Here is a 25,435-nt window from a genome sequence, read left to right on the forward strand (position 1 = left end):
TTGTTCCTGTGGCGGTCTTTAAGGGGAGGATCATCAGCATGGGTTATCGGACCAGCAGGGCGGGGCGATGCTGACAGAAAGCTTCAACCGGATGGCGGCCGCCATTCTTGTCGTCACCTCCCTTGCGTCATGGTTTTCATATCATGTCGCTCGTAATCTGGTGCTTCATAAGCAGGAGGCACAGCTCGAGCAAAGTCTGGTCCTCGCTAAGCGTTCAATCACCACCGAGATCGACCGCTTCCGTTCCTTGCCAGCGATCGTTGGCGAAGATGCCCGAGTGCGCGCCCTGGCCAGGGACACGTCACCAGAGGCAATTGATGCTGCAAATGCCTATCTTGAGCGGATCGTCGAACAAACCGGACCGGCTGATCTCTATGTGCTGAACGCTGCCGGGCTGACCCTCGCGGCAAGCAATCATGCGACGCCCCAAAGCTTTGTCGGCCATGATTACAGCTTCAGGCCATATTTCCGCGACGCTCTTGTAGCGGGCAATGGCCGTTTCTATGCCATCGGCGTAACGACCAGAAAGCCCGGCTATTTCCTGTCCTCACGGATCGACATCGCCGGGGCGCGGCCGGTTGTCGTCGTCGTGAAGGCGGATCTGAGCCCACTTGAGGCGGCATGGGCGGCGGCCGGTGTTCGCATTGCCATCGCAGATAGGGCAGGGGTGGTTTTCCTGTCGGGAGATCCGGGCTGGAAGTACAGGCCCCTACAACCCCTGGCAGATCAGATGCTTGAGCGGTTGCTGCAGGAGCGGACCTATGATGGCGTCGATCTCGGGCGCGCCGAGCCCATCTCCTCGACTGCCTCCCGCTCCGCCGACACCTCCGTCATCATGCCCGGGGCGGACAGACAACTAATGGCCAAGTTTGCTCCACTTCAGCCGGACGACTGGCAGATCGTCGCCGCAGCCGACGTGCGACAGGTGGACATGATCGGCGCGTTGTGGGCGTTTGCGGTGTTTGCGGTTGGTTTGACGACGGGAGCAATCTTCTACGTCCTGCGGCAGCGTCGCCAGCTCGTCCGGATGCGGCTCAGGCAGGGAGAACTGCTTGAACGGATGGTGGCAGAACGGACCCACGACCTCGCCTGCGAGATCGACATGCGCAAGCGAACCGAAGAGGAACTGCGGCAAGCCCAGCAGGGCCTGATACACTCGGAGAAGATGGCGGCGCTCGGCAGGATGTCGACTGCCATCGTCCATGAGGTGAGCCAGCCGCTGGCAGCCCTCGATGCTACGCTTGCCACCGCAGGTCTGTTGGCGGATCAGGGCCGGCGCGCGGATGCCGGCGAGCGGCTGACGAAGGCGAGAGATCTCGTCAGGCGGATGCAGAGAACGGTCAAGCACCTGAAAACGTTTGCCCGCAAGGATGTGTCGGAGTTCGAGGTCCTGGCCGTTGACAGCGTGATCAGGAACGTCCTTGAGCTGGCTTCGCCGCGCAGTAAAGCCATGGGAGTTGACGTTGACGTCGCCGCAGGCAAGGTGCTGGCTGTCAGGGCGGTCTCCGTCAAGCTGGAGCAGGCCATGCTCAATCTGCTCCTGAACGCGCTCGACGCGGTGCAAGACCGGCCGGACCCTCGTGTGCGGATCGAGAGTCGGCGGATCGGCGAGCAGGTTGAGATTGCCATCATCGACAACGGCAGCGGAATCGCGCCTGATCTTCGTGAGCGGATCATTGAACCGTTCTTCACGACCAAGCTGACAGGCGAGGGGCTCGGGCTCGGCCTGTCCATCGCGACGACGATCATCAAGGAATGCGGTGGTGCGATACGCTTCGAAGATGCCGAGGAGGGAGGCACACGGACAGTGATCACGGTACCGGCCGCGAATGACGCTGAGCTGCGACTGGAGGCGGCGCAGTGAGCAGGGGGCGTATCATTGTCGTCGATGACGATCGCGATCACCTGCGCGCCGTGAGTGACTGGCTGGCGGTAAGCGGCTTTGACGTTGGAAGCTTCGAGCGCGCCGAAGAAGCCTACAAGGCCGCACTCGAAGATGGCGTCGACATTGTGCTCACCGACGTCCGGATGCCCAACATAGACGGCATGACCCTCTTGAACTCGCTGCAGCGGCAAAAGCCGGAACTGCCTGTCGTTTTGTTGACGGCTCATGGCGACGTCTCATTGGCGGTCGCGGCGATGAAACGCGGTGCGGAAGATTTCATTGAGAAGCCCTATGACGCAGAGCGGTTGATCTCGGTGCTCAACAAGGCGCTCGAGAAAAAACGAATGAAGGAGGAGATCGTCCGGCTTCAGGGGCTTGTCGGCGACGTCAAGCCGTCTGAGACCCTGATCGGGGACAGCGCTTCGATGCAGGCCCTGCGGCAGCGGGTCGCGGCCTTGGCCGCAGTCGATATCGACGTTCTCATTATCGGCGAAACCGGGACCGGCAAGGAACTGGTTGCTCAGGCGCTGCATCGGCAAAGCAGCCGCGCGTCTGCGCCCTTCGTCGCGATCAACTGCGGCGCCTTGCCCGAAACCCTGTTCGAGAGCGAGGTCTTCGGGCATGTGAAGGGGGCCTTTACCGGAGCGCTGACCGAGCGGGTGGGCAAGTTCGAATTCGCCGAGGGCGGGACCATATTCCTCGATGAGATCGAGGCGATGCCGCTATCTCTGCAGGCAAAGATCCTGCGCGTCCTGCAGGAGCGGGTAATCGAGCGGCTTGGGGAAAACCGGTTGCGACCGGTGAACGTCCGCATCCTTGCGGCGGCAAAAAGCGATCTCTCCGCGGAGATGTCTGCGTCCCGCTTTAGGGAAGATCTGTTTTTCCGGCTTGCGACCGTGGACGTCCGCATACCGACACTGCGGGAGCGCCGCGAGGATATCGAGGCGTTGTTCGTACATTTCGCATCGTTGGCTGCGCGCCGGTATGGGCGCTCCGAGCGAGATCTGTCGCCCGAACTCCTCGCCGATCTGAAGAGCCAGGACTGGAAGGGAAATGTCAGAGCCCTAAAAGCGCGTGCAGAGCGCTTCGCCCTGGGCCTGGATGAACTCCCTACGTCCTCCGGAACAGGCGGAGATGCTCGTGCAACTTCTTTGCCGGACCAGCTTGCGGCGTACGAAGGTTCCGTGATTGCGCAGGCGCTTCAAAACCATCAAGGAAGTACCGCCCGAGCGGCAGCAGACCTTCAAATCCCTCTGCGAACCCTGAATGAGAAGATCGCGAAATATTCGATCAAACGAACCAAGAGTCCGTCCGTTAAAAAAGAACGAGACCCATTCTAGCTGGTGGAAAACCTCAAAACTATGTCACTGACGCCTCTGTGGTCCTATTAGAGTTCCAGGGACCGGTTTGCTGCGAGCACGCCTCCAGCGGGTCGACGGTTCGATACAGTTCAAGGCAAAGAAGCTCGTCCATCTAATTGTCCTTACCAATTCGGCAACCCTCAACGGCGGCTTAGGCACCAGGTCGGTTGTCTATGCTGGAAGGGGCGAGCGCTGCAAGCTGCGGTTCCGGATACACACATCCGAAAATCGGACTAGAGTGAACTTCGGGCTATCCGGTCTGGGGCAGCAAACAAATAGCTACCTTCAATGAACGAACTAGTGGGTCATCGAACCGCTGCAATGGGAGCATCGCTAACGCGAGCCGACAGTTCGCCCAGCGTCAGCGAGGCGGCACCCGCCAGGAAGATGCCACCTGCCAGAACGCTCACGGTTCCGTCGTAGAACGGACCCAGCCCGACAGCGAAGAGGGACGCCACCAAGCTCGATCCAGACGCGATCAGGGAAGCCCCAAGGCCGGCGACTTGTCCTAGCGAGCGCATCGCCATGGCGTTGAGGTTGCCGAACAGGATGCCGATCGAGAAGAAGGCGGCGAAGCCGAAGAGCAGAAGGAGCATGAGCGGTGGTCGGCCGTCGAAGGCGTTCGATGCGGCCAGCATGAGCAGCCCGGCAAGCGTCAGGCCGAGGAACCCGCACCGCGCCATGGCATCCATGCCGAAGCGCCCCACAAAGCGACCGTTGAGGTAGGAGGCAAGCCCGATCCCCCCGGCGAGCAAGGCAAAGTAGAACGGAAATGTCTCACGGACTTCGTAGGCGTCGGCGAAGAGGTCGGCAGCGATGCTAAGATAAAGGAGCTGTGCACCGAACACGAATCCAGTCGCCACGATCAGAAGCGCGACGCGCCGGTTGGCAAGAATGCGGACGCCGTTGGCAAGCAGGATGCGAGGCCGCAACGGGATGCGGCGCTCTGGCGGCAGCGTCTCGGGCTGGCGTAGAACGACCCAGGTTCCTAACGCTAAGGCGAGCACGAGGTAGACGGCGAACATCGCTCGCCATCCGCCAAACGCGATCACACCCTGACCCAGCGCGGGAGCGACCATCGGCACGAGGATGAATAGCGAGAACAGGAAGGACATGATGCGCGCCATGGCCTCTCCCTCGAACTGGTCGCGGATCATGGCGCGGGTTGCGATCTTCGGACCCGCCACCCCGACGCCCTGGAGGATGCGCCCGACGACCACTCCTTCGAGTGAGGACGCGAACAGCGCGACAAACGTCCCGATAGCGTAGACGCCGAGCCCTATGACCAGGGCCTGCTTGCGGCCGATCGCATCCGAGAGGGGGCCGAGGAATAGCTCGCCGAACACCATACCCAAAATGAACAAGGAGACGACATGCTGGGTAGATAGGGGCGGCGCAGGCGCAAGCTCGCACGAGATCTCACGCAGACCCGGCAGAAGCGAATCAATGCTGACGGCGGTCAGCGCGGTGAGAAGCGCGTAGAGGACGATGTGCTCTCGTGGGACACTGGGCGCCATGCCGCCATGATCCTTAGTTGTTGTCAATTGCTAGTCGCTGTCTAGCGATCCGGCCGCGACAGGGACTGCCGCGAGAATGTCCGCTCTCGGTTTTGACCCTTCTCGATAGGAATGACCGGGAAAGGGTCGGAAACTTGTCAGTTGCAGCAAAACTCATGGCATACGCTGCCTTTCGCACGTGATATTTGCCACGGAAACTCCCTGGAATTCAAAGTCGGCACTCTGATACGAAAATCAGGAATCTCGCGCAAACCTTAATCTTCACGTGGTAGAAGATGGAAAGCCCGTCATTGCAGGTATATCGATGACCCGGAGAACTGGATTGTCGCGACGGTTCTATGACAACCTCGCTATGCCCGCCCTCTTTATACCCCGACGAAGCAAGAGCTTCTTTAACCGACCGTTTTGCAATCTACGATGCGAGGCAAAACTAGCTCGCGACGTCAAGCCGGTATGATGTGCTAGTTGCATGGACAGCCAGCCTACCGTCCTATGCAAACGTTCGCCTTTTTGTTTCAAGTGGCGCAGTACTTTTCATCCTTCCTGATAGATCTCTCGAGAGAATTCCGATGCACCGACTCCTGATCGCCGCCGCCCTCCTGTTCTTCGCACAGGCCGCGTCTGCTGCCGAAGATGGGTGCGGAACAGATGCGGCTACGATTATCGCCCAGGCCTATCCGACCGCCAAGAAGACGTCCGAGACGGAGTTTGCAATCGATGGGGCGACGATCCTCCTGCCTGACGCGGAGGAGGTTTTTGATGAGCGCCACACTATCGTCTGCCGGGTATGGCCATCGTATCCGGAGCGGCTACTCGTTGCCGTTCCGCTCATCACCGAAGAATCGGAATTGCTGACAGTCGGCGATCTCGAGCTGCTTGTGCTGGATGCCTCGAGTCTGAAGGTCCAACAGCGCCTGCGCCTGAAGGAGCGCATCATCGACGATGCGATCCGGACCAAGGCGATCACCTTCGACACGGCGCGATACCAGTTAGCGCCCGGGCAGATCGCCTTTGGTGTGCGACTGGCCAAGGAAGGATCGTCACGCGTCAATCCCTTTGAAGAGGTAAGCCTGTCGCTCTACGTAATCGACGGTGGCCAGTTGAAGCCGGTGCTCGATGGCATCGCCGTAACCAGCAATGGAGGCGAGTGGGACGGCAATTGTGCAGGAACTTTTGATCGCACGACGAGAACCCTGGCGATGGGGAAAACAGGCCGTAGTGGCTATGCCGACATTGTGGTGACGGAAAAGGCCTCATCAAGCACCACCGCCGTTGGCGGCAAAGGCGAATGCGGGGAGCGGAGCCACAAAACCAATGCGACGAGCAGGCGCGTGGTTTATGACGGCAAGCGATATTCCGTCCCCGAGGCGATGAAGCCGCTTTAACGTTATGGATAACTTCTGATGAGAGATTGGCCCAAGTCCGTCATTGCCCTGGCCGTCCTTCTCATGATCGCCCTGCCGCTGCAAAGGGGGTCGCGGAAGACCGCTCTGCCACGGAACAGGCAATTGCCGACAGCGACGTGGCGACTCTGCGGCATGCACTCGCAAATGATCCCGCGGCACTGCGAACAGATACCTACAATCCGCCGATGATGCAGGCGATCAAGGTGCTCGAAAGAGCGACGCCGGAGACCAAGGAACGGGCCCGGGAGATAGTCCGCATTCTGGTGTCGGCGGGAACCCGGCTGGACGTGGCGTTCCAGAGCGTGCATGCCGGGTCGATCGGCACGCCAGTTACATGGATTTCCCGGGTCGCGGGGGAGCGGGAATTTGTCATTGAACTCACAATGCAAGCGCCTGCGGAACAACGCTGCGCGATCGTCGCTGACCTGGCGAACGACAGCAACAAGGGCCAGTGGGAGAGCGCCATGGCCAGCCTTGCCACGATCCCGGTCCGTGAACGTCTGTCTCCGGAATGCCAGGATCTCTTCCGGATGGCGGGAAGACTGGTGGAAACCGACCGAATCCCGGAACGGGTGGAACCCCTTTTCGCGGCAGGCATGTCACCGACGCCGGGTGATGCAGCGCGGCTGCTGACATATCTCCCGGCTTCTCCTGAGGGAAGACGCACTGCTGCCCGGATCCTTGGCAGTGTCGACCTCGATGCGCCCTTGCCGGACGATTTTCTCTACGGGACAGGATATCGCCCGGGGAGCCTGTTTGCCCATCTTCTGCGGACATCCGTCGAGCGTTCGGGTCCAAATCTTCAACTCAACCTTACGGCCATGCCCGAATGGTACGAAGTGCTTTCCCGAAAGGAACGCAGCCCCGAGGCTTGTAGTGAGGCGTCATATCGGTGGCAAGCGGCAGTTGGACAAATGAGCAGGTGCTTGATCCGTCACAACCGGTACCTGACGACAGAAACAAGGCCGTGCGGGCAGGGACGGATTGGCTGATCCAGCACTGTGATGCAGCACTCTTCGACAATTTCACCGAGTGGAAGTATGTCGTGCAAGCAGGCAGTGGCGACCTCGTGATCAGGGCTATGAATCGCGGGGTTGAATTATCCGACCATGAGAGCGTGCTGAGCGCCGCGTTCTGCCGTGGCGACGAGACTCTGGCTACCCGGCTTAAGGAGGGAAGGGCAGTCAGCGCCAACCTTCCGCGTTTCTTTGCCTGCCTCAAACCTTTTGAACTTAAAGGAGACAGTGAGGCCGAGAAGAGAATACTGGCGTGGATGCTGGACCACGACGCCAATCCCAATGAACCGACCGACGGGTTGTCTCCCGTCCGGATCGCAACGCTGCTCGACCGTGACGACATCCGGCAAGACTTGGAAGCGGCAGGCGGCAAGGCGGGACCGTCCGCGGCAGATTTGGACCGGTTCTGGCTCGCGCGACGGCTTCAAGCTATCGTCGGTTTCTGGCAGTCGCCTTTGTCATTCGAGGCGACTACCGACGATTACTCCCACAGCGTTAATCTCACCAGGATGGATCTGGAGGCGGCCGGGGAGCCGTCATATGTCGTTGTGGATCCCGACTGCAGCAGTGCCGATTGTGGATTTGCCGTTCTCCATAAAGAAGGGCGAGAGTGGCGCGTCGTTCTGAATGGTTGGGGTGATTTCCAGGCTCTCCCAGACCGTCACCATGGACTGGCCGATCTTCGTGTCAGCGCGAGGATGGCAGCGGCACGCTATGACACGACCGTCTACCGCTTCGACGGGCACCGGTACCGCGCCCACAAGTGCGAGGTTGCCGAGTATGACGGAAACGACAGTGATCCGACAGTCAGACCTATTGTTTGTTCTGACGAGGTCACCGATCAATGAGCGGCGTGTGTTTCGCAGTGGTAGGCCTCCTCATTGGTAGCTATCGGAGAGGACGGTCGACGCGTTATCTGGCCGAGCGTGGCTGAGACCTGCCAAGGCGAACGGGGTCTCAATGCTGATCAGTTTCAACCTCTTCGATGCATACGTCATCTCCCGTTGTTTCTGTCTGGCCGCTGGCGATCATTGTCTCCGGAGTAGCGCTGTTTGCAGCCTACGGTTTCTCGAAGAGCCGGGTATGGCGATGTTGGCAGTCCTCGTCGCCGCCCTGTGCCTCTACCCCCTGGTCTACTGGGGTTCTGTGGTGTGAAACCACCGCCGGCATCCCCGCCGAGCCCTTCAAGGGCCATTTCCTGATGATCGGTCAACCCGTCACTGTCCAGCGCAGCCAGCCAATCAGCGCCATGCCGGGGAGCAAAGCAAGCAGTGCGAGCGCCACGGCCATTTTGCCCGGCACAGTTCTGCGCTGTACCAACCCCAATCCCAGGCCCCCCAGACCAAAAACGAGCACACCCCATTCCGCCGGCGAAGTTAGCTCACCGAGAAAGAACAGGATGCTGCCGATGAATGAAAGAATTCCCAGCAGGAGCGCGATTGTTGTCATGCGTTTCGGGCTCCTGATTGGCGTCATAGAGGCAGGATGGACAGCGCGCCCGTTGCCGTTCATTGCGGATCATCGTCGACAGGAGCGCCGGGTGCGCTCATAAACTGAACCGGCATTGGCGCACCGTACTTCTTGTGCCATTCCCGGATGGTTTGCGGCAGCCTGCGCTGCCATTCCTCCACGTTGGTGTAGTACCGAAGCAGCACGGCCTTATAGTCCCTGTGTTCCCGGAACGCGACCCAGAAGCGTCCATCCGGGGCCTGCAACAGGATGGGTTTGTCGTAGTCCGGGCCAGAAACCTCACTGCCTATGTCTGCTTTGGTGACGCTCGCGTCGAGGATATCGACCTTCATCGACGCTTCGAATGTCCGCGCCATGTGCCGGTACAATTCATCACCGAGAAGCAGGCGTAGGCGCGCATCGTCTTCGGGCTTCAGGATGATGCCATATCCAAGCAAATCAGCGGCGGGGTCTACCGCCCGTTCCGTCCCCTCAACCATGGGGAGGTAACGTCCGGCAAAATAGCTGCTGGAGCCGTAACGACAACCCGGATCGACGTTGTCGACTTCGACCTGGCGGTGCACAGCGCGGATGATCTTAGTTGGCCTTCTGGGTCACGGCACAGGCGGACGCCCGGGCGAGCGCTTGATGAAACAGCTCGGGATGCCGGTCAGCGACGACACCATCCTTCGGCACTTGAAGCGCATGGCTTCACAGGTCGACAACGAGCCCCCGGCACGTATCATCGGTATCGATGACTGGAGTTGGAGGAAATCGTGGCGCTACGGCACGATCATCGTCGATCTCGAGCGTCATTCGGTCGTCGATGTTCTGGACGACCGCAGCGTCGAGAGCGCAAAAGCATGGTTGCGAGAACGTCCGACTATCGAGGTCGTTAGCCGAGATCGCTGTGGCCTATATGCCCAGGCAACCCGGGAGGGCGCACCGCAGGCCCGCCAGGTCGCTGACCGTTTTCATCTGGTCCAAAATCTCAGGGAGGCAATCAAGGAACAGATGAGCGTCTATGGTCACGCCCATGTTAGACCCATTCTCTCCGAAGATGCTATCGCCAGCGCCAGGTCCCAACAGCGCCGCGCCGGCTTGTCGCACAGGCAATCCCGTCAGGAGATATGCGACACGCTTCAAGCTTTGCGTCAGCAAGGCCTCACCTACAGCGAGATTGCAAGGCGGACCACGCTTTCGGTTGCGACCTGGTGGAGGCGGTTGAGTAAGTGCATTTCAAGGAACGCAATGTAAATCGGCTTGCGGCTTGGACGTTGCTTTAGTTGTCTCGGTTGACAAAGTTGCGTCATTCTCCATATTAAGGACGACGGAGATGAGCTATGATCGACAAGGCACATTCGAGGAAATCGAGGAGTTCGGCGAAAACCCGCGGCAAGACGCCGTTGGGCATAGTAACGATGTTCACCATGAAGGGCGATGCCATCAAGGCGCTTTCTGGGTTCAAGCTGCCTGCCGGGGCCAAGGTTGCGATCGTGTCGTCGAGGCCGGAGTCCGTCAGGGAAATCAGGAAGACCACCCGTGGTCGTGTCGCTCGTGTCACGGAAGTGATCGAGAAAGAGCCCGGTCAAGTTCGGGCCGATTCAAAGCCGCTCGTAGACAGGTCGGCTTTCGAGCCAGATGCCCGCAGCCGGGCCATGCTCGAAGGCATCCGCATCGCCGAGGAGGATCTGCGAGACGCCGGCGGAGCCTATGACCTCGATCAGGTCCGCACATTGATGCGCGGCGTGTCCCGGCAGGCGGTCGACAAGCGCGTGCAGGAAGGTTCGTTGCTGGCTGTTCCCGGCCCTAGCAATCGTCGCAGCTATCCGACACTCCAATTCAACCGCGACGGTACGGTCGTGCCCGGTCTGAAAGCTGTGCGTGAAGCCTTGCAGACCAGCAATCCATGGTCGGTGCTCAACTTCCTTTCCCACCCGGATGTGCGATTGGACAACCGCAGGCCCATCGATCTGCTCAAATCCGGCAACGTTGATATCGTGCTTGACGCTGCGAGGCGGCACGGCGAGCAGGGGGCGTGAGCGGCCCGCTGCCTCCCGCCGACCTCAACCGGCGCCAGCCGGAACTGGTGGAGCTTCCGGCGGGAGAAAGCCTTCATCGCTTCTACGCGGCCAAGCGGGACCCGATCTTCTTCGACACCTCTACGATGGGGCGCTTCAATGCTCCTGATGCTTCGTACGGCGTGCTCTATTCTGCCAAGGAGATCGCCGGTGCTTTCGCAGAAACATTTCTGCGGACACCGGGCCGCACGCTGATCGACGCCGATCTACTCCAACGGAAAGCCTATCTCCGCTTCAGCACTAACAGAAATTTGAAGCTGATCCGCTTCGCCGGTCCAGGTCTCGCACGGCTCGGCGCCACAGCTGAAGTCTCGCATAGCGGCTTGCCATATGACGTTCCGCAGACCTGGTCGAAGGCATTGTATGGACATCCCGTCGAGGCCGATGGCCTTGCCTATTTTTCTCGTCATGATGATGCGGAACTCTGCTACGCACTTTTCGATCGGGCGGCCGATGCCGTTGTCGAAACAGAACGGCGGACCGACCTCGACCAGAATTGGTTCTGGCGGATCGGTGAACCCTACGGAGCGGGATTTGCGCCGTGAGTGCGGTAACCTGGCCCGCCACAAACGGGTTGGCGTACTCACGTTGCGGGAGATGGCAGAGAATGATTCGGCCGGTCAATGAGCTGCCAGCTAGCTAGTTGCCGTTCAGTCAACCAGTTGCAGAGATCTTCCTGCGTCTTCCGTGCTTGAGCAGTTGGCGGAGTGGCCGCCTGCAATCGCCTCAGAAAGCTGGACCCTCTCGCTTCAGGCACTCGATATGGGCCTCCACCCGCGAGGTTGATTGCCCCTCAGACCAAGCCACAGCTGGAGCTCGTAAGTCCCAATTCCAGTTGGCTCCTCTGTATGCGACACTTCGCGGAGGGCTGATCGTCGTGCGGATCGGTTTGCCGCGAATAATGCCCTGCAGCCCCATTACCCTCATAAGCCGAGTGACGGTGCAACGGGCGATGTCGTAACCCTCCCGTAGCAACTGTCGCCAGACTTTCCGCACGCGGTAGACCTGGAAGTTCTCGTTGAACACCCGGCGTATCTCGACCTTCATGGCAATGTCGCGTCGGGCGCGGGCCGATGACGGTCCACGTCCGGGCGCTTGGCGATGACCTCATAATAGGTGGACGGGGCAATAGGCAACAGTCTGCAGATCGGCTCGACCCCGAGCACCGACCGGTGTTCCTAGATGAAGGCAATCATCGCGCTTCAGTGGGCGATCGAGCTCCGCCTGGGCAAAATATGCGGACGCCTTGCGCAAAATCTCGTTGGCCTGACGAAGCTCGCGGTTCTCCCGCTCCAGAGCCTTCATCTTCTCGGCGACGTCACTCGGCAGGCCAGCCCGCTTGCCGCTGTCCACCTCGGCTTTCGTCACCCGTTCATTGAGCGTATGGGCCGAGCAGCCAATCTTGGCGGCTTTGGAAGATACTGCCGCCCACCGGGAAGGGTGCTCGGCTTCATGCTCCGTCACCATTCGCACGACGCGGGCGCGGACTTCAGGAGAAACCTTGTTTGTCGTCTTGCTTGTCATAGACCCTACTTCTCACGAGTTGGAGTCTCCGGCAAAGCCGGTGCGGTTCAGAGTGCCAGGTGGTCAGTTGGCAAGAACGCCCGCCGCAGAACCTCCTGAAGCTCCACTTCCGGCGCGTCGCTCGCATAGATTCGGGGAGGGCCGCCGATCAGGCCATCGCTCAAAACCGTCGCTTTAATTTCACCGACCCGAAAGCGATAGTGTCCAACATTGCCACTCTGGGAGGATCTTGTCTGTACGTCTGCGCTCTCGCTGCCCAAACCAGGAATTACCGCGTTAGAGACGCCAAATACCGCAGAGAGCATGAGTTCGTCTATTAATGGTAGACACGGTGATCAGGTTCCTTTCATCATCACTCGGGACGAGACGTTTAGTACGTCTACAAAGACGATGACATCAGAGCTCCGCGCTGATAAGTGATGGAAATCAGATCGGCTTGGTAAGATTATCTTCGCAATGAACGTACTGCGCCTGGATGGTTTTGATGCCTTCGTAGCAATTGTCCGCTGCGGTGGCTTCCGCGCTGCGGCGGTTGAACGTGGCGTCTCTTCCTCGGCCTTGAGCCAAACAATCAATTCGCTTGAAGAGGCACTTGGCATTCGATTGCTCAATCGGACCACCAGGAGCGTTTCCCCAACTGAGGCCGGGCAGCGTCTCCTGGACCGCCTCGCACCGGCTTTGGCGGACATCAGGCTCGCGATTGCCGAGGTCGACGAACTGAGGGACACTCCCACGGGGACGCTTCGGATCAACGCGCCTGCTCCAGCGGTTGATCATCTTCTGTGCCCACTGGTGTTCGACTTCATGGAAATATATCGCGCGGTAAAAATAGAGATCATCAGTGACGCCGCCGTGATCGACATCGTCGAACAGGGATTCGACGCCGGAGTAAGATTCGGCAAGCAACTGGCCCAGGACATGATCGCAGTCCCGCTTGGGCCGTCGTTGAGATATGCGATTGTTGCCTCACCGGATTACCTTGAAAGGCGGGGCACGCCTGAAACCCCGCATGAACTTGTCGATCACGATTGTATCAGGAGGAGGTTCCCAGGCGGGACGCTGGTGACATGGCGATTCACCGACGGAAGCGAGGAACTCGATGTCACGCCGGAGGGACGCCTGACGCTCAATTCGGCTCACAATGAGCTTCAGGCAGCCCTGGCAGGCAAAGGCGTTGCTCACGTTCTGGATGACTATGCCAAACCTCATATTGAAAGCGGTCTGTTGGTTGAGCTCCTGGTCGGCTGGCGCCCTTCCTTGCCAAGCTGGTTCCTGTACTATCCTAACCGTCGGCTTCCCAGCGCGGCCATGCGCGCGTTTCTCGACTATATGAAAAGCTACAAATGGGATGCCACCGGATAGCCGCCGGTCGTTGACGTCCAGCTCGGTATTGATCTCTTTGCGGAGTATCAGCACCCGCGGCCTAGAGGAGATCCTCAACGCGGATTGGAAGGTGCCTGATGCGCTTGCCGGTGGCATTATATACCGCGTTGACGACAGCTGCAGTCGCACCGACCATGGCGACTTCACCCAGCCCCTTCACGCCGGAAATGTTCAGCTTTGGATCCGGCTCATCGATGAAATCGACCTCAATCCGGCCAATGTCGGCGTTAACGGGAACGATATATTCGGCGAGGTCGTTGTTCAGAACGCCACCGAACCGCGGATCAGTTTCTCCCGCTTCACGCAAAGCGGCACCAATACCCCAAACGACGCCCCCCCGGACTTGGCTTTCAGCTGTGCGGCGGTTCATGACTCGGCCGCAGTCGGCGACGCTAACGACACGTCTTACGCGTACTCGTGCGGTCGACGGTTCTACATGAACTTCAGCAAAATGTGCGATCCAGCTGAACGCCATAAAATCGGGATATTCAGGGCCAGTCGTAGACGGAATACCTTTCCGAATTTGGTCGATTGCCTGTCGATCCTTGCCCAAGGGCACAGTATCGACCGACACCTCCAGAACGGGTCTGCGGGTTCGCATAAGCTGGACATGGACGGGCTCGTCCGAGAGCGGCGCTCCGGTTAGTTGACTGAGTTCCTCGCGAAGTTTCAATGCCGCAGTCCGCGCCGCCGGCGCCACGCTCCCCGTCCCCCAGGAGCCAGCGGTAACGTGTTGGGGCGCATAACCAGTGTCACCGATGCGTATTTCCAGCTTGTTTGGATCTACGCCTAGAACCTCAATGAGCTCGGCCGCAATAACGCTGCGCAAGCCTTGTCCCATCTCGTGGCCGGACGTGGCGATTTCGCATCGCCCAGTGGCTGAAAGGCGAAGTGTCGTTATTGCAGGCGTCATCGATGCTTTGTAGCAGCCGCATCCAACGCCGAGACCGATGCGTTCACCATTAGCAGCCACCAAGCTGCCGGGTTGGCGCGCACGTCGGCCCCACTCGAATAGCTCTGCGCCACGCCTCAAGCATTCGGCCAGGTAACGGGATGAAAATGGTTTGCGCGTGAGTACGTCGCGATGGGTGTCATTGATAAGCCGGAGCTGGACGGGATCTATTGCCAGCGCCTCGGCGAGTTCGTCCATAGCACATTCGGTGGCATAGCTCGAGGGGTGCTCATGCGGCGCACGCTGGTGCCCAGGCGTTTGGGAATCGACTCGTATGATCCGGTCATTTCCCCGCCAACTGCCGTAATTATACATGCGGGGAGGATTGACGCCATGCTCGCAGCCAAAACCGTCGTATTGGCTGTTTTGCTGAACGGTTTCGTAGATGCCCGCAAGCAAATGACCTTCATCATCTGCGGCGAGGCGTACCCGATGTCGGCTGTGCGGGCGGTAGGATGCCGTGTGGAATAGCTGGCTGCGTGGCATAACCAGTTTGACCGGCCGGCGAAGCGCCATAGCTGCACTTGCAACCAGTACGCTCTGCTCCTGTATGCCGTTCTTCTGACCGAATCCGCCTCCGGTGTAGGGGCTGACGCCACGAAGCGCTTGCGGCTCAATTCCCATCATGCCGGCAAGTCCGCCTGCAAAGGCCGCTACCGCCTGCGTCCCTTCGTAGATTGCGATTTTCCCTTCCTCGAATGCCGCGGTGGTCGAGATTAGCTCGATTGGGTTGTGATGTTGTTGAGGATGTAGATACTCGACATCAATGCGGTGGGTTGCGGAAGCGAAGACGGACTCCGCGTCGCCGGACGAAAGTTTGCTGGCGGCCTCTTGCTCTGCTTTCGCGAGGGCGTCATCCATCGACGCGCTGAATGGCTCGGGAACATAACGCACCTTGACTGCCTCTGCTCCTTCGATTGCAGCTTCGAGCGTCTCCGCGACCACCAGAGCGACCGCCTCACCCCGGTGCCGGATAAGTCGGCTCGTCATCGGCTGGTAGCCCTTGCCAGGCTGTCCGTAAGCCCCACGTGCCGCAGGCGTCGTTTTAATCTGCGAAAAATCCTCGTGCGTGAAAACTCGCACGACTCCCGGTACGTTTTTCGCATCAGTAATATCGATTGCCTCAATATATCCTCTAGCAATGGCCGCAGGAACCGTCATCCCATGAAGCAGCCCAGCGACCGGATGATCGGCGGCGTACAACGCGCGACCGAGAACTTTCTCGTAGGCATCGATTCGGGGACGGTCAGGCGTCGGTTCCAGTGTCATTGGATCTTCCCTCCGGCATTCATGATGGCGTCAGCAAGGGTTCGAGCCCCAAGTTCGACTTTGAAAGCGTTGTGCTTGCCGGCTCTGGCATCCGCAAATGCCGCCTTGGCAGCGTCCAAAGCCACTGCTCTGTCGAGGGTTTGGCCAGTCAAATGACGCTCCGCCGCGCCCGCGCGCCAAGGCCGGGTCCCAACGCCACCCAAAGCGATAAGCGCCCGCGCCACCCGCCCACCATCCATCTTGAGGGCGACCGCAGCAGACGCCAGCGCAAAAGCGTAGGACTGGCGGTCACGCACCTTAAGGTAGGTTGAATTTCGACCAGCATCGCTTTTGGGCACTGAGATGCCCGTTATGATTTCGCCTTGCCCAATATCGAATTCCAAGTGGGGAGTTTTACCGGGCAAGAGATAAAACTCTGCGATGGGGACCGATCGCATCCCCGCAGGTCCTCGTAGTTCTATCGCTGCATCCAATGCCGTCAGAGCGACGGGCCAATCGCCCGGCGACACGGCGGTGCACGCATCACTTACTCCCAATACGGCTTGAGTACGATCTAACCCACCGATCGCCGCGCATCCGGAGCCTGGTGCCCGCTTGTTGCATGGATAAATACCATTCGCGCCGTTCCGAAAATAGGGACAGCGAGTGCGCTGCAGGAGGTTGCCGCCGACGGTTGCCATATTGCGAAGCTGCTGAGAGGCAGCTTTCCAGAGGCTTTCAGCGAGAATGGGGTATTCACGCTTGACAACGGCGTCCTCTGCAACGTCAGCCATCAGCGCACCAGCACCAAAGAATAGGTGATCCCCGCTCGTATCTATCGTGTCAGCGCCTTCGAGCGTCGCTATATCGATCAGATGGCGCGGTTGCTCTATCCCGAGTTTCATTAAGTCGTAGAGGTTGGTGCCGCCAGCGATGTAGCGCGCATCGTCGCCTGCCGCCGCAAACGCTTCGATTGCTTCACCAACGTTCCTGGCACGGACATAAGATATCGCTTTCATGATTCAACTCCGCTCGATCTGGGGAGCCGCCTGCTCGATAGCCGCAATGATGCCGACGTAGGCACCGCATCGACAGATATTTCCACTCATATATTCTCTGATTTGCTCCGGCGTTGAAGCGTGCCCCTCCTTGACGCATGCGATCGCGGCCATGATCTGCCCGGGTGTGCAGTACCCGCATTGCAGAGCGTCGTGATCGATAAAAGCCTGTTGCATCGGATGAAGGCCGTCAGCACCCGCTACACCCTCGATGGTGGTCACCTCGCGGCCATTGACTTTGGCTGCCAGCGTCAGACAGGAAGCAACTCTACGGCCGTCGATATGAACAGTGCAGGCTCCGCATTGACCGTGGTCGCATCCCTTTTTTGTGCCAACTAAACCCAAACGTTCACGCAACATGTCCAACAACGACGCTCTTGCATCAATCACTAAGCTAAAGGGGTGGTCGTTGATGCGGCACGCGATCTGGACCGTTGTTCCGTTCTCGCGGGGAGGCATCAAATCTGGCGCTTGGGCATTCGATGTCGCGGGCAAAATTGTTCCAGCCATCGAAACAAGGGCGCCGGCTTCGAGTACCTGTCGCCTGGTTGTTTTCAAATTTCGCAGATCTCTCTGGTCCGACATCTAGTCTCCTCATGGTCGCAAGATGCATGTCGCCTTCCGGCTTCAGGGTGATTTTCCCCCCGCCATAGAAGTCCCAGGAATTATATTGCAGACCCGCTAAAGCGATTAGTCGCTGATCAGCGCGCGGGCTGATAAGTCACGCTTCGCAATCATGGGCGATCACAATCCCTGAGCGCCACCAACGGCCACGATTCTGAAAAGCTGGGCACACTCGTGACAGCCTAGGCCCGGTCGAAATAGCTAAAGCTGGCGGCGCCAAGCTGCATTCGCGATCTGCGTAGCCGTCCACCGGTAGCATCGAGCATCCGATGTCAGCGCTCCGATGCAAGCCAACTGAGCTCGATGATGTCGGGGGATGAGCAAGCGGTTTCCTTGCGTCAAAAGTGTGATCGCTCTAAGCGGCCACGAAACATTTCTTAACTCAAATACACGTATCCCCAGCGCGATTTTATATATCTGTCAATTCCAATCGGATCAGTGAGCAATCCTAGGAATGGCCAATGTAATTAGAACTAATGACGCGCTTGATGAAGGTTTTATACAGCGGCTATCTCTCAGATGGCGGAGAATAATATGTATATAGTAAAATCAATCTTCTTGTTTTTGGGCCTCTCAATATTGTCTACGACTGTGGTGTGGGCATCCACGGATATTGAGAAGCAAGCGACGCACAAACCTACAGGTCCTGTTTCCAGAAACATGCTTCCCGTAGGTCCGACCGCGGGTGATATGGATCTCTCACCATTCTATAAGTGGGAGGGGCCCGTGCCAGACAAATCGGGTGTCGTGATGAAGGAAGAGCCTCTTCCGAAAGAGCTAATTATTCCTGGCGCTAAGGAAGCAGTCCGCATCCTATATTCATCGACCGACAAGCGCTGGGGTTCCGGGCAAGTTCCGGTCAGTGGCACCCTGTATATGCCGCCCGGTAGGCCTCCGTCCGAGGGCTGGCCCTTACTCGCCTGGGCGCACGGTACTGTCGGCATTGCGGACATATGCGCACCGTCTTGGACCGGCTTCAAGCCACGCGACACCGCGTATCTGAGGCGGTGGCTTGACGCCGGCTTCGCGCTTGTCCTGACCGACTATCAGGGCCTCGGCGGACCTGGGCCACATCCCTATCTCGATTGGCAAGTGGCCAGTTATTCCGTCCTCGATTCCATTCGCGCGGCGTCTGCGGCGAGGCCGGGGAAAATCTCGAAGAAGGTATTGATTGCCGGCCACTCTCAAGGATCAGGCGCGGCTCTGGGCGCCGCGCTGTTCTCTAGTCAATATGCGCCCGAAATCAATATTCTTGCTGCCATCGCAACCGGTATTAACGTCACATTCCCGGATGGCCCTGTTGCGCTTCCGGTCCGCAATTCCGCCAATATGTTCATGAGTTTCGCCACGGGCGGCCTCCGCTCTGATGGCCCGCAGATCGATGACATAGTAAGCCCCGTCGGCAAACAGCTCCTGGACACGGCGCGACGGGCATGCACTGCGGAGATTCAGACTCGGGCGCGCGAACTAAAGGTGCGGTCGCTGGCGGAAACACTTTCAATCTCGCTCGATCAATTGTCGGCAGTTCGTATTCAGGTGACAAATATGCCTATGAAATCCATCGGTGTGCCGCTGCTGGTTGGGACGGGGCTAGCCGATCAGACGGTGGAGCCGATGCGGCAGTTCGCGGCAGTTTCTGCACTATGCGAAGCGGGAAACGGCGTCTTGTGGCGTCGCTATCCCGGGTTAAGCCACGACGGCGTCTTGAATGGATCACTTGACGACTCGCTCGCATTCGCTCGGTCGCAACTCGAGGGACATCACGCCGCGAGCAATTGCTCTGAAATATCACAACCTGGCCCTCCCGGCGAACCAAATCCGGCCGCGCCTTTCAATGCTGACTGAACTAAAACGATTAGGGAAAGTGTGATCGTCTTTGTAAGCTCTGTCGGCGCATAGATAACTGCCCCGCATTGGGGGCCTGCGAGTGTCGACTGGCCTTTCAAACACTCGGCCTTCAAGGGGTTGAAAACCAGTCCAGTGATTAACGGCTTTTCTGTCGTCCAACGCGTCCTCGCGGTCATCAGAGCGATCAGAGACGAGTGGCATACCGTCCTCTTAAGGCTACTCGTTCCTGGAAATCCCGGCGCTGTATCGTAGCGCCGCATCGAGCATGGGCGATAATAGCATCACGTCGCAAAGGGTCTCAAAGGAGGTTTGCACGGGACGGCAACTACAGCAAAACCGGATCAGGAGCGCTACATCGGCTACAACTAGAGCGCCCGCAGGACTTCAATAAAGGCTCGAAGGCCCGCCGGCACATGTCGGCGGCCAGGATAATATAGGCAAAGCCCCTCGATTTCCGGGCACCATTCATCGAGTACGGTTTTCAGAGAGCCCGTCTCCAGGCCCTCCATAGCGGCGCCAAGTGGCACATATGCCAAACCTAAGCCGCGCTGCGCTGCGTGCGCCATCAGTGCCACGTCGTCAAGGGTCAGCGCTCCTGGGACATCAACCGCAATTTCTTCCCCACGACGTTCGAACTCCCATTTGTACATCTTCCCGCTTGGCATTCGATGACGGATACACCGATGCTGTCGCAGGTCGTCTGGCGCCCTCGGCTCGCCCGCACTGATGAGATAGGCGGGAGAACCGACGACAACAAAACGGGTCGAGCCGCCGAATGGAATTGCTACCATGTCTTGCGGAACGGACTCGCGCAGCCTTATGCCCGCGTCGAAGCCTTCGGCGACGACATCGACCAATCTGCCTTCGTTGACAAGGTCGATCGACATCTGCGGGTAGCGGGCAAGAAATTCGGGCACGGCTCTCGCCAGGAGGAGGCGAGCGGCAATGTCATTGGTGTTGATGCGCAAAGTCCCACTAGGAGCGTCACGCAGGTCGTCTACTTCCGAAAGCGCTGCGTCCAAATCCCGAAGGAGTGGACCAATGCGATCGAAGAGGCGTTGCCCCCCGGCCGTGGCCGCAACGCTACGTGTTGTCCTATTCAATAGCCGCAGACCCATCCGGCTTTCGAGGCTCCGGATGATGTGGCTGACAGAAGAGGGCGCGAGGCCGAGTTCATCGGCCGCTTTACGAAAGCTTCGATGGCGGATCACCGCCAAAAAGGCTGTCAGTTCGGTAAGAGACGCGTCATTCATGGCGATACGCCACTACTACATCCAAGATCGCACGAATAGTATCTTCAATCCCGTCTTCGTACCTTTTGGCACAGAACCCAGTCGCTTCGGCGGCGACCAAAGGAGAAAGCAATGGTACAGACTTGGCTTATCACTGGAACATCCTCCGGCTTCGGTCGGCTGTTGACAGAACGCCTTCTGGAGCGCGGTGACAGAGTGGCCGCGACACTGCGCAAGGAAGGTGCGTTGGATGACCTTAAGAGCAAACACGGGGATCGTCTTTGGATTGCCTCATTAGACCTGACTGACACTGCGGCAATACGTGAAACAGTCAATGGGGCCTTTTCCGAGCTTGGCCGGATCGATGTGGTGGTTAGCAACGCTGCGTACGGCCTGTTCGGCGCGAGCGAGGAGGTGACCGACGAGCAGATACGTCACCAGATCGATACGAATTTGATCGGATCCATCCAGTTAATTCGCGCAGTCCTTCCCCAACTTCGAGAACAGGGCGGTGGTCGTATCTTGCAGATTTCGTCAGAAGGTGGCCAGATCGCCTATCCGAATTTTAGCCTCTATCATGCGACCAAATGGGGCATCGAAGGTTTTGTGGAATCGGTCCGCCAGGAGGTTGCCCCCTTCGGAATCTCATTCACCCTCATCGAGCCCGGTCCCAGTAAGACGGATTTCGGCCGCGGCTTGGTACGACCCGCGAAGCCGCTGGCGATTTATGATGAGACGCCTGCCGGCGAGGTCCGCAAGGCGATCGACAGTGGTATGTTCGAGATCACCGGTAATCCTGAAAAGATGACTGCCGCGATCCTTTCAGTGGCCGAGCACACACCAGCACCTGTTAGACTGGCTCTCGGCAAGGCGCCCTATTACGCCATCCGAAACGCCCTGAGGGAACGGCTTTCGGAGCTAGAAGCTCAGAAGGAAATCACTCTCGCAATGGATGACGATTGACGACTCGGCAGCACGGCCGTGAGCTTTGTCGAGCTTGCATTGCCGTTTTGTATGGCGCCTGACATATTGTCAGGTGCCGGCGGCGCGACCTCCTAACTGTCGCCGCGCTCAAGGCGGCCATAGAAGAACGAAGACCAGCGGCAGGCTGCACCCATTCTTCCGAGTTGGCTCGAGGGGTCGAATAGGCCATACATAGGACGAAGCCAAGGCGGAACCCTTCGTGAAGGGCTTAAAGATGGTAGTGGTGCATCCGACGGCATTTGATTACCTACCCAGACCACGCAGCATAATGCTCCAACTCTCCCGGTATAAGCTTGTCGCTCTGTTCAAACGGGGATCAGCTGGTCGATGCGTTCGAACAAACGGAGTTCTGAGCCAAGAGCGAACTGCGTCCTTAACCCTCGGTCACCTCGTCACCGCGATTTCAAGCAATCACCCACCGTCGAGCTTGCGTGCAAAATAATTGCTTCGAACCTCGTGGACGACAATGCCTTTCTCAGAAAATGGAAGGGTCAATGCGCCCTCATCGTCTGAAACAGCGAATAACTTACCGATAGCGGACGCGTCTGCGATCTTGTAGGGCGCGACTGTGCCAATCTTATCAACGGTGACTGGCACCCAAAGCTGATTGGATTGTTCAATCATACACCGCTTAAGCTCCGCCTCTTCCGCATCCAATGCAGTCAACCCTATCTCTGCGTCTATACCGCAGGCACCTAAGATGAAGATATCCGCAAAAATCTGCTGAGCTTCGCGCAGCACCTGTCCACCCAGGCAAGCGCCTTTAGAAGGGCTAAATATGCCGCCAAGCAGGATCGTTCGGCACTTTTCGTGGTTCTCGAGCGCGAGCGCTATGCTTGGAGCATTCGTAATGACAGTCAATTGTGTGTCGACTGGGATGGCGCCAGCAATTGTGATGTTTGTCGAGCCTGCATCAATAAATATGGTTTGACCGGACTTGAGCAGTTCTCCGATCGCCGCTCCGAGCCTGTGCTTTGCCTCGCTTAGTATCGCTGAACGAGTCTGAATGGTTCCTAGGTCAGGTGCGGGCGACAGCGCGCCGCCATATACTCTGCGGCACAAACCCATTCGTGCCATTTCTCTCAAATCACGCCTAACCGTATCTTCGGAAACACCAAAATCCACAGCTAGCTGCGCCGCCAGCACCTTGCCTTTTCGCGAGAGTTCTCCCCGAATTCGGTCGTGACGCTCTTCTGTTAACATGCCATTCCGTTTCTTGTTGATTTATGTTGTTGCACATTTATGCATGTTATGCCAAATTCGCCTCGCTGTCGACCGATAAACGTGCAAGAACAGGCGCCAATTGGCCCGTGCCCGCTAGCCTGTCGGACGGCAGGATTAGGTTAAGCGATGTGTTGCGCACCCAATCGCGCCAGAAGAAAGGAAAATGCGTTTGCACCAGGTTCCGCTACGGGGATCTGACTCGACGGTTCCAGCTCGCGTCTCGCGGAACCATCTCGGCCCAACTACCGGAGATTTTTCCGAGAGCAAGGGAGTAATCGGCTTCTAGGCACGGTTCCTGATATTGGCGGGCACCGACCTGCGCAGCGAACTGACGATTAAGTTTGGGCTGTCCGAGGCCGATGATGATGTGGCTGCGAGTTTCTCGACGACGACAGGGTAATCCTTGGCCCGAGGATCACCAGCCACGGCTTCTCCGACGCGTTTGCCAGATCGCCTGACGGCATAGACAAAAAATACCTAGGAAACACAGCCCAAGACGGCCCACTCTCAAGGACACGGCATGACCAGCAACGTTACCTCGATTCTATCCCGCCACGATTTGAGCGGTCGGCGCGAACAGTTTGCAACGAGAGCGGTCTTTCTAATAGCAGGCCTTGGAATGGCGGCCTGGGCACCACTTGTACCGTTTGCAAAGGCGCGCTTGGCTGTTGGAGATGCCGCATTCGGCCTTCTGCTTCTTTGCCTTGGACTGGGCTCAATCGTAGCGATGCCGATCACGGGTGTCCTAGCGTCGAAGTTCGGATGTCGTGCCGTGATTGCCGCTTCCTCAACTCTATTGGCTATCGGCGTACCCTTCCTCGCGCTCGCCAACACGCCTATTGATCTTGCACTGGCATTGGCATTTTGCGGCGCCAGCGTCGGCACGCTCGATGTCGCGATCAACGTTCAGGCCGTGATTGTTGAAAAAGACAGCGGCCGCAACATGATGTCGGGCTTCCATGGTCTGTTCAGTTTGGGTGGTATCGTTGGCGCCGGTGGCATCAGCCTTATTCTGGGTGCCGGCCTGTCGCCTTTCGGAGCGACCCTGATCGCAGGCGCATCAATGCTGATCCTTCTGGTCGCCTCTTACTCTGGCCTGCTGCCCTATGGAAATCGCGACAGGAGCGCCACGCCGCTCTTCGTCCTGCCACGAGGCATTGTCATTCTCATTGGCGTCCTCTGCTTCATCGTTTTTTTGGGTGAAGGGTCGATCCTCGACTGGAGTGCGTTGTTCCTCATTTCCGCACATGGACTCGATCAGTCATATGCCGGGTTCGGTTATTCAGTGTTCTCGATCACAATGACCTTTGGCCGGTTGATCGGCGACTGGATTGTCAAGACGTTGGGCGGTGCCCAAGTGGTCTTCTTCGGCGGCCTGTTGTCTGCGACCGGTTTCCTTCTTGCAGTCGTTGCCCCAAATGCTTCTGTCGCGCTTGGCGGGTTTGCACTTGTCGGATTGGGCGCTTCAAACATCGTTCCCGTGCTATTCACGGCAGCAGGTCGGCAGAAGGCAATGCCGTCCAGTCTCGCAATCGCCGCCGTCACTACCGTCGGCTATGCGGGAATTCTGCTAGGACCAGCCTTAATCGGTTTCGTTGCGCAGCATTTCAGTCTCTCTACCGCGCTGGTGATGCTTGCCGGTCTACTGCTCGTCGTTGCGCTTATCGGGCCGCGTTCCGCCGCCCCTTAAGCCGAAGTGTAGGATCGGGGGCGGCCTCATCCCGGCCTCGATCATTTCAGCCAACATCATCGAGAACGTCGGATCGCCGGCGGAAACATGAAACCTCGCGGTCTACCTTGTCCGCCCATCGTTATGGATCCCAACATGACACAGTTACCTGACGCGCTGTTCCTACATCGTCTTGCCGATGCGGCCGACGCGGAAACGATGCAACGGTTCAGGACCCGCTTGGATGTGCAGAGCAAACCGAAAGACGGTTACAAGTTCGATCCTGTGACGGATGCGGACAGAGCGGCGGAGATTGCTATCCGGGCAATTATTCGTGACGCTTACCCGGACCATGCTATTGAGGGAGAAGAATTTGGTGTCTCTGGGTCTGGCGACATTCGTTGGGTCATCGACCCCATCGACGGGACAAGACCCTTTTTGCTCGGTATCCCCGTGTGGGGAACTCTGATCGGGGTGACGCAAAAGGGTCATGCCGTCAGCGGCATGATGAGCCAGCCGGTCACGAGAGAACGCTTCTGGGCGGACCGGACGGGATCCTGGATGCAGCGGGATAGCAAGACCATTGAACTCAAAACGAGTGAAAAGGTCGATCTAGCCGACGCAATCCTCCACACGAATAGTCCCGAGCCGATACTGCGGAACTCCCAAATTTCGTTCGAGGCTCTTAACCGTCAGGTCAAAATGACGCGTTATGGCGGCGAGTGCTACGCCTTCGCGATGTTGGCCGCCGGGCATATCGACATCTGTTTCGAATTTTCGCTTCAGCCCTATGACATAGTGGCCATCATTCCGATCATCGAAAAAGCGGGCGGCGTCGTGACGACCCTGAGTGGCGGCAATGCCGCGGCAGGTGGTCCCGTCGTCATGGCCGCGAATGCTAGCTTGCATGCTCAGGTGCTTCAGATCTTAAACGGCTAACGATCCTATGTTAGCAACGAGATGAGCATCGGCCG

At 58.4% G+C, this 25,435-nt stretch carries 20 protein-coding genes, 3 pseudogenes and 1 other annotated feature; of the genes and pseudogenes, 13 read left to right on the top strand and 10 right to left on the bottom strand.

Annotated elements, in window-relative coordinates:
• Positions 1-67 precede the first annotated feature (67 nt).
• Both EDE09_RS20320 and EDE09_RS20325 read left to right on the top strand, forming a co-directional pair.
• A complete protein-coding gene (locus EDE09_RS20320; RefSeq protein WP_132412659.1) occupies positions 68-1,864 on the top strand; it encodes an ATP-binding protein in 1,797 nt (598 codons plus the stop codon).
• The gene (locus tag EDE09_RS20325) at positions 1,861-3,225 is read left to right on the top strand and encodes a sigma-54 dependent transcriptional regulator (RefSeq protein WP_105374951.1); all 1,365 of its coding nucleotides are present in this window, start codon (positions 1,861-1,863) and stop codon (positions 3,223-3,225) included. Before EDE09_RS20320 ends, EDE09_RS20325 begins: the two co-directional genes overlap by 4 nt.
• A gap of 326 nt (positions 3,226-3,551) precedes the next feature.
• On the opposite strand, the gene EDE09_RS20330 is transcribed toward EDE09_RS20325, so the two are convergent.
• On the bottom strand, positions 3,552-4,763 hold the full coding sequence (locus EDE09_RS20330) for a multidrug effflux MFS transporter (protein WP_132412661.1): 1,212 nt from the start codon (positions 4,761-4,763) through the stop codon (positions 3,552-3,554).
• 569 nt (positions 4,764-5,332) lie between these two features.
• Here EDE09_RS20330 and EDE09_RS20335 point away from each other — a divergent pair.
• Genes EDE09_RS20335 through EDE09_RS20345 form a run of 3 tightly spaced genes read left to right on the top strand, consistent with a single transcriptional unit; the run spans position 5,333 to position 8,033 of the window.
• Complete coding sequence (locus tag EDE09_RS20335; RefSeq protein ID WP_105374953.1) at positions 5,333-6,148, top strand: hypothetical protein; 816 nt, start codon at positions 5,333-5,335, stop codon at positions 6,146-6,148.
• A 26-nt stretch (positions 6,149-6,174) separates the two neighbouring features.
• Positions 6,175-7,161: a hypothetical protein gene (locus tag EDE09_RS20340; RefSeq protein WP_132412663.1), complete on the top strand. Its 987-nt coding sequence runs from the start codon at positions 6,175-6,177 to the stop codon at positions 7,159-7,161.
• On the top strand, positions 7,137-8,033 hold the full coding sequence (locus tag EDE09_RS20345; RefSeq protein WP_132412665.1) for a hypothetical protein: 897 nt from the start codon (positions 7,137-7,139) through the stop codon (positions 8,031-8,033). The genes EDE09_RS20340 and EDE09_RS20345 overlap by 25 nt, the downstream gene beginning before the upstream one ends.
• Positions 8,034-8,394: 361 nt before the next feature.
• Here EDE09_RS20345 and EDE09_RS20350 read toward each other — a convergent pair whose 3' ends face one another.
• Positions 8,395-8,634, bottom strand: a complete 240-nt coding sequence (locus EDE09_RS20350; protein WP_132412667.1) for a hypothetical protein — start codon at positions 8,632-8,634, stop codon at positions 8,395-8,397.
• Between the two features lie 59 nt (positions 8,635-8,693).
• A complete protein-coding gene (locus EDE09_RS20355) occupies positions 8,694-9,218 on the bottom strand; it encodes a hypothetical protein (RefSeq protein ID WP_132412669.1) in 525 nt (174 codons plus the stop codon).
• A gap of 13 nt (positions 9,219-9,231) precedes the next feature.
• Here EDE09_RS20355 and EDE09_RS20360 point away from each other — a divergent pair.
• The 3 genes and pseudogenes from EDE09_RS20360 to EDE09_RS20370 form a co-directional block, all read left to right on the top strand.
• Positions 9,232-9,828 (top strand): annotated as a pseudogene (locus tag EDE09_RS20360) (transposase); the annotation flags it as partial.
• A 149-nt stretch (positions 9,829-9,977) separates the two neighbouring features.
• Positions 9,978-10,676 (top strand): hypothetical protein, encoded by a 699-nt coding sequence (locus EDE09_RS20365; protein WP_245505210.1) that lies wholly within the window; start codon positions 9,978-9,980, stop codon positions 10,674-10,676.
• Positions 10,673-11,260 carry an RES family NAD+ phosphorylase gene (locus EDE09_RS20370; protein ID WP_132412671.1) on the top strand — a complete coding sequence of 196 codons (588 nt, stop codon included), beginning with the start codon at positions 10,673-10,675 and terminating at the stop codon, positions 11,258-11,260. Before EDE09_RS20365 ends, EDE09_RS20370 begins: the two co-directional genes overlap by 4 nt.
• Before the next feature lie 322 nt (positions 11,261-11,582).
• Here the strand turns inward: EDE09_RS20370 and EDE09_RS20375 are convergent.
• Together EDE09_RS20375 and EDE09_RS28965 are read right to left on the bottom strand one after the other, a co-directional pair.
• Positions 11,583-12,239, bottom strand: a pseudogene (locus EDE09_RS20375) (IS3 family transposase); the annotation flags it as partial.
• Positions 11,837-11,955: a sequence feature (AL1L pseudoknot), on the bottom strand. It overlaps the preceding pseudogene by 119 nt.
• Before the next feature lie 56 nt (positions 12,240-12,295).
• Positions 12,296-12,575: pseudogene (locus EDE09_RS28965) on the bottom strand (MBL fold metallo-hydrolase); the annotation flags it as partial.
• Between the two features lie 120 nt (positions 12,576-12,695).
• On the opposite strand from EDE09_RS28965, the gene EDE09_RS20385 reads away from it, so the two are divergent.
• The gene (locus tag EDE09_RS20385) at positions 12,696-13,601 is read left to right on the top strand and encodes a LysR family transcriptional regulator (RefSeq protein ID WP_132412673.1); all 906 of its coding nucleotides are present in this window, start codon (positions 12,696-12,698) and stop codon (positions 13,599-13,601) included.
• A gap of 61 nt (positions 13,602-13,662) precedes the next feature.
• On the opposite strand, the gene EDE09_RS20390 is transcribed toward EDE09_RS20385, so the two are convergent.
• From EDE09_RS20390 to EDE09_RS20400, 3 genes are read right to left on the bottom strand one after another with little or no spacing between them, the layout of a single operon-like run.
• Positions 13,663-15,843, bottom strand: coding sequence for a xanthine dehydrogenase family protein molybdopterin-binding subunit (locus tag EDE09_RS20390; RefSeq protein WP_132412675.1), 2,181 nt, complete (start codon positions 15,841-15,843; stop codon positions 13,663-13,665).
• Complete coding sequence (locus tag EDE09_RS20395) at positions 15,840-16,841, bottom strand: xanthine dehydrogenase family protein subunit M (protein ID WP_132412677.1); 1,002 nt, start codon at positions 16,839-16,841, stop codon at positions 15,840-15,842. The genes EDE09_RS20390 and EDE09_RS20395 overlap by 4 nt, the downstream gene beginning before the upstream one ends.
• Positions 16,842-16,844: 3 nt before the next feature.
• Positions 16,845-17,465 (bottom strand): (2Fe-2S)-binding protein, encoded by a 621-nt coding sequence (locus tag EDE09_RS20400; protein WP_112803409.1) that lies wholly within the window; start codon positions 17,463-17,465, stop codon positions 16,845-16,847.
• 573 nt (positions 17,466-18,038) lie between these two features.
• Between EDE09_RS20400 and EDE09_RS20405 the strand changes: the two genes are divergently transcribed.
• Complete coding sequence (locus EDE09_RS20405; RefSeq protein WP_245505211.1) at positions 18,039-19,349, top strand: lipase family protein; 1,311 nt, start codon at positions 18,039-18,041, stop codon at positions 19,347-19,349.
• Between the two features lie 368 nt (positions 19,350-19,717).
• Here the strand turns inward: EDE09_RS20405 and EDE09_RS20410 are convergent, their stop codons facing one another.
• Positions 19,718-20,605 (bottom strand): LysR family transcriptional regulator, encoded by an 888-nt coding sequence (locus EDE09_RS20410; protein ID WP_112803408.1) that lies wholly within the window; start codon positions 20,603-20,605, stop codon positions 19,718-19,720.
• 111 nt (positions 20,606-20,716) lie between these two features.
• On the opposite strand from EDE09_RS20410, the gene EDE09_RS20415 reads away from it, so the two are divergent.
• Complete coding sequence (locus EDE09_RS20415) at positions 20,717-21,547, top strand: SDR family oxidoreductase (protein WP_112803406.1); 831 nt, start codon at positions 20,717-20,719, stop codon at positions 21,545-21,547.
• 432 nt (positions 21,548-21,979) lie between these two features.
• Here EDE09_RS20415 and EDE09_RS20420 read toward each other — a convergent pair whose 3' ends face one another.
• Positions 21,980-22,771 carry a DeoR/GlpR family DNA-binding transcription regulator gene (locus EDE09_RS20420; RefSeq protein ID WP_132412679.1) on the bottom strand — a complete coding sequence of 264 codons (792 nt, stop codon included), beginning with the start codon at positions 22,769-22,771 and terminating at the stop codon, positions 21,980-21,982.
• Positions 22,772-23,312: 541 nt separating this feature from the next.
• Here EDE09_RS20420 and EDE09_RS20425 point away from each other — a divergent pair.
• Together EDE09_RS20425 and hisN are read left to right on the top strand one after the other, a co-directional pair.
• The gene (locus EDE09_RS20425) at positions 23,313-24,482 is read left to right on the top strand and encodes an MFS transporter (RefSeq protein ID WP_132412681.1); all 1,170 of its coding nucleotides are present in this window, start codon (positions 23,313-23,315) and stop codon (positions 24,480-24,482) included.
• Between the two features lie 135 nt (positions 24,483-24,617).
• Positions 24,618-25,400: a histidinol-phosphatase gene (gene hisN, locus EDE09_RS20430; RefSeq protein WP_132412683.1), complete on the top strand. Its 783-nt coding sequence runs from the start codon at positions 24,618-24,620 to the stop codon at positions 25,398-25,400.
• The last annotated feature ends 35 nt before the right edge of the window (positions 25,401-25,435 follow it).

The sequence above is a fragment of the Neorhizobium sp. S3-V5DH genome (genome assembly GCF_004343065.1).
GTDB lineage: Bacteria > Pseudomonadota > Alphaproteobacteria > Rhizobiales > Rhizobiaceae > Neorhizobium > Neorhizobium huautlense.